This window comes from Methanofollis sp. (genome assembly GCF_028702905.1).
In the GTDB taxonomy this organism is placed as follows: Archaea; Halobacteriota; Methanomicrobia; order Methanomicrobiales; family Methanofollaceae; genus Methanofollis.
On sequence record NZ_JAQVNX010000190.1, the window covers coordinates 1 to 2521 of the forward strand.

Here is a 2521-nt window from a genome sequence, read left to right on the forward strand (position 1 = left end):
CTCTGCGGTCGATGTTGAGTTTGGTGTCGCTGTAGGCTTTGGTGATCGCAGGTTTGCCCTTGCTGAAGATCTCTATCCTGGCGGGGTCGAACTGCCGGATGAGCGGGATGCTGATGGTGCCGTTGTCGAAGCAGACCACCTCGCCTTTGAGGGTGAACTGGTCGCCTTTGAACGCGCCGGCCCGGACTGCCTTCATCAGGTCGTCGATGTTCCGGTATCCCATATTCCAGAGTTCCTGGGCGGCGACCACGAGGTCCGGCGAGGTGGCGGCAACGGCGCCGTCGTAGAAGAGTTCGGTGTTGCAGGCGCCGAGTTTGTAACTGCCTGTGTCGGATTTGAAGAACGCGAGCGGGTTCTGGGGGTCGGGGTCCTCGTACATCCCGGAGACGTACTTGCCGGGGACGAGCCGCTCCACGCCGTTCTGCTGGAAGATCTGCATCATCGTGGTCTTCGATTTGCCCCGGCACTGGAGATAGGGGATGGCGACGGGTTTGAGCAGTATATAACCGGCGACGAGCGCGACGATCAGGATGACCACCACGCCTAAGAGCGCAAAGGTCAGGTATACCCAGGTCATGGGGTTTTCTAGCATGGTTGATTACCTCCATTTTCCGAATGCCCGGCCGATCGTGCTGAGGATGCCTCCGCCGCCGGGTTGTTCTCCTTTTACCTCGGTCTTGTTGTGGATGGCTGTGATAGTCCACCACTCGCGCTCGTTGGGTTTGCCGTCGAACGTGATGCTCCTGCGCAACTGCCAGCGGGCGAAGAACTCGATCTGGTCCATGAGGTAGATGGAGTCCTCTTCGGAGACAGTATTGGAGATGTAGAGGGACCGGATCAGGTTCTCGATCTCCATCATGGTGACGGCGAAGTCTTCCTGGCTGGTGATCTTCCCGATGGCGAGGGCCGGGCCGATCAGGAGCGCGACCCGCTCTTTGTCTCGGACGTTGAGCGTGCATTTTTCGAGGAGGACCTCGACGAGTTTCTCCTGGTAGGCGGGGGTGCGGGCCGGCAAGATCGGGGTAGGAGCGGGGGCCGGCTCGTCGTCGAAGAGGTCGGCGGGCAGGTCGTATGCCTGCCCGGTCGCCTGGTCGTAGAGGCGGCGGGTCGGCTCGCCGTCACAGGGCGTGTCGAGGACCTCGTCGTCCACGGTGTAGGTTGTTCCAAATTCGTCGATCAGGCGTCTCATTCTAATACCTCGGGGCGGGGATAGGGCTCGGTGGGCCGTTTGAGGAAGTTGGCGATTGCCAGGATGATGTTTCCGAACGCGATGAAGAAGACCGTCGCGAGTAGCCAGGGCATCCACGAGGAGGCGTAGATGGTTGTGACGGGCTGGACGAGGACGATGTTGCCCGGGAGTGTGGCAGTCGCGATCTCGGTGAAGCTGAGGAACGCGCTCTGGATCCAGGCGGGGGTGATGAACGCCATCGCCAGGAGCCCGGTGATGAGCTCGCCCCGGTCGGGGATGAGGATGGAGATTGTCAGGAACGCGAGCCCGATGAGTAAGAGGAACCCCCAGACGGTGCCAGGGATGGCGGTTTCCTGCACAGAATAGATATGCTGCAGGGCTATGGTCGTGTTCTCTGCCGCCTGTGCGGGCAGGGTGGCCGACTCCGGAAAGGGGGAGAGGGCTGAAGCGGCTGCAGGTATTGTAGCGAGTGTGAGTATGCCAAAAAGAGTATGCCTCATGAGGCGAGGTCCTCCTTGAATAGGGTGATCGTCGTGCGGTACCAGCCCCGGATCGCGCCGAGGAGGGGGCTCAAAATCGGGACGCGGCCGAGGAGGGCGCCTTCGGCCCACCCCTGGTCGATCCCGCGGCGCATTGCGCGGGTTTTTCGCTTCCATTCGGAACGGAGAGGAGGTGCCATGTGTGCCTCCTTCAGTCCGAAGTGAAGACGAATGCTCCGATGATGATGCTGATGATCGCGGCGGCGCCGAGAACGAGCGGCGCAATGCCGAGCAGGTTGAACGCCGTGCCGGCGTTGTCGCCCACGGTGGCCATGGTGCTTGCCCACGGGGCCTCAGCGGGATCGGTCTCGTTGAATCCCGGTAGCGCCACGAGGGTCCGCCCGGTCGTCATCGCGAGCAGCGCAATCGCCATGATGGCGATGCCGGCCGTGATTATACTCCCGAGAATATTTGCCATGTCGTATCACCTCTCATAACTACTGATAGAGCGAAGGGAGGTATAGAGATTCATCTTTTCAGGGGCAATCCCCTGTATGTGTCCCTGTGTCAACCCAGACGATATATATATCTATATAGTGATCGTATGGATTACCATGGGAGAACCATTCCGCTTCGGTCTGGGGAGCCGCAAGGTCTACACATGCGGCCGAGGAACACCAGTGATCGCAATCCCGAAAGTGTGGCGCGAGAACTATGGGGTGGGTGCCGGGGACAGCGTCTCGATTGAGGTGCTGCAGAGCGGCGATATGCTGGTGAGGGTGCCGAAAAAATAAGTTTAGAACCTTTTTCCTACGTTTCTTCTACTACTTCATATTCGAGGAAAGCGTTACAG

Annotated in this window: 6 protein-coding genes; 1 reads left to right on the plus strand and 5 read right to left on the minus strand. The window is 59.8% G+C overall.

Annotated features, from left to right (window positions below; all coding sequences use genetic code 11):
* The 5 genes from PHP59_RS12605 to PHP59_RS12625 all read right to left on the minus strand — a co-directional run.
* On the minus strand, positions 1-592 hold a 592-nt coding region (locus PHP59_RS12605; RefSeq protein ID WP_300167505.1), incomplete at its 3' end, for a hypothetical protein.
* Positions 593-598: 6 nt separating this feature from the next.
* Positions 599-1189: a hypothetical protein gene (locus PHP59_RS12610; protein WP_300167506.1), complete on the minus strand. Its 591-nt coding sequence runs from the start codon at positions 1187-1189 to the stop codon at positions 599-601.
* A complete protein-coding gene (locus tag PHP59_RS12615) occupies positions 1186-1689 on the minus strand; it encodes a hypothetical protein (protein WP_300167508.1) in 504 nt (167 codons plus the stop codon). The genes PHP59_RS12610 and PHP59_RS12615 overlap by 4 nt, the downstream gene beginning before the upstream one ends.
* Entirely contained in the window at positions 1686-1868 is a 183-nt protein-coding gene (locus PHP59_RS12620; RefSeq protein ID WP_300167510.1) for a hypothetical protein, read from the minus strand. The genes PHP59_RS12615 and PHP59_RS12620 overlap by 4 nt, the downstream gene beginning before the upstream one ends.
* A gap of 11 nt (positions 1869-1879) precedes the next feature.
* Positions 1880-2146 (minus strand): hypothetical protein, encoded by a 267-nt coding sequence (locus tag PHP59_RS12625; protein ID WP_300167511.1) that lies wholly within the window; start codon positions 2144-2146, stop codon positions 1880-1882.
* A 136-nt stretch (positions 2147-2282) separates the two neighbouring features.
* On the opposite strand from PHP59_RS12625, the gene PHP59_RS12630 reads away from it, so the two are divergent.
* A complete protein-coding gene (locus PHP59_RS12630; protein WP_300167513.1) occupies positions 2283-2462 on the plus strand; it encodes an AbrB/MazE/SpoVT family DNA-binding domain-containing protein in 180 nt (59 codons plus the stop codon).
* Positions 2463-2521 lie beyond the last annotated feature (59 nt).

Coding starts and splice junctions, on each gene's coding strand:
- PHP59_RS12610 (WP_300167506.1), bottom strand. CDS start 1,189: ATGAGACGCCTGATCGACGAATTTGGAACAACCTACACCGTGGACGAC.
- PHP59_RS12615 (WP_300167508.1), bottom strand. CDS start 1,689: ATGAGGCATACTCTTTTTGGCATACTCACACTCGCTACAATACCTGCA.
- PHP59_RS12620 (WP_300167510.1), bottom strand. CDS start 1,868: ATGGCACCTCCTCTCCGTTCCGAATGGAAGCGAAAAACCCGCGCAATG.
- PHP59_RS12625 (WP_300167511.1), bottom strand. CDS start 2,146: ATGGCAAATATTCTCGGGAGTATAATCACGGCCGGCATCGCCATCATG.
- PHP59_RS12630 (WP_300167513.1), top strand. CDS start 2,283: ATGGGAGAACCATTCCGCTTCGGTCTGGGGAGCCGCAAGGTCTACACA.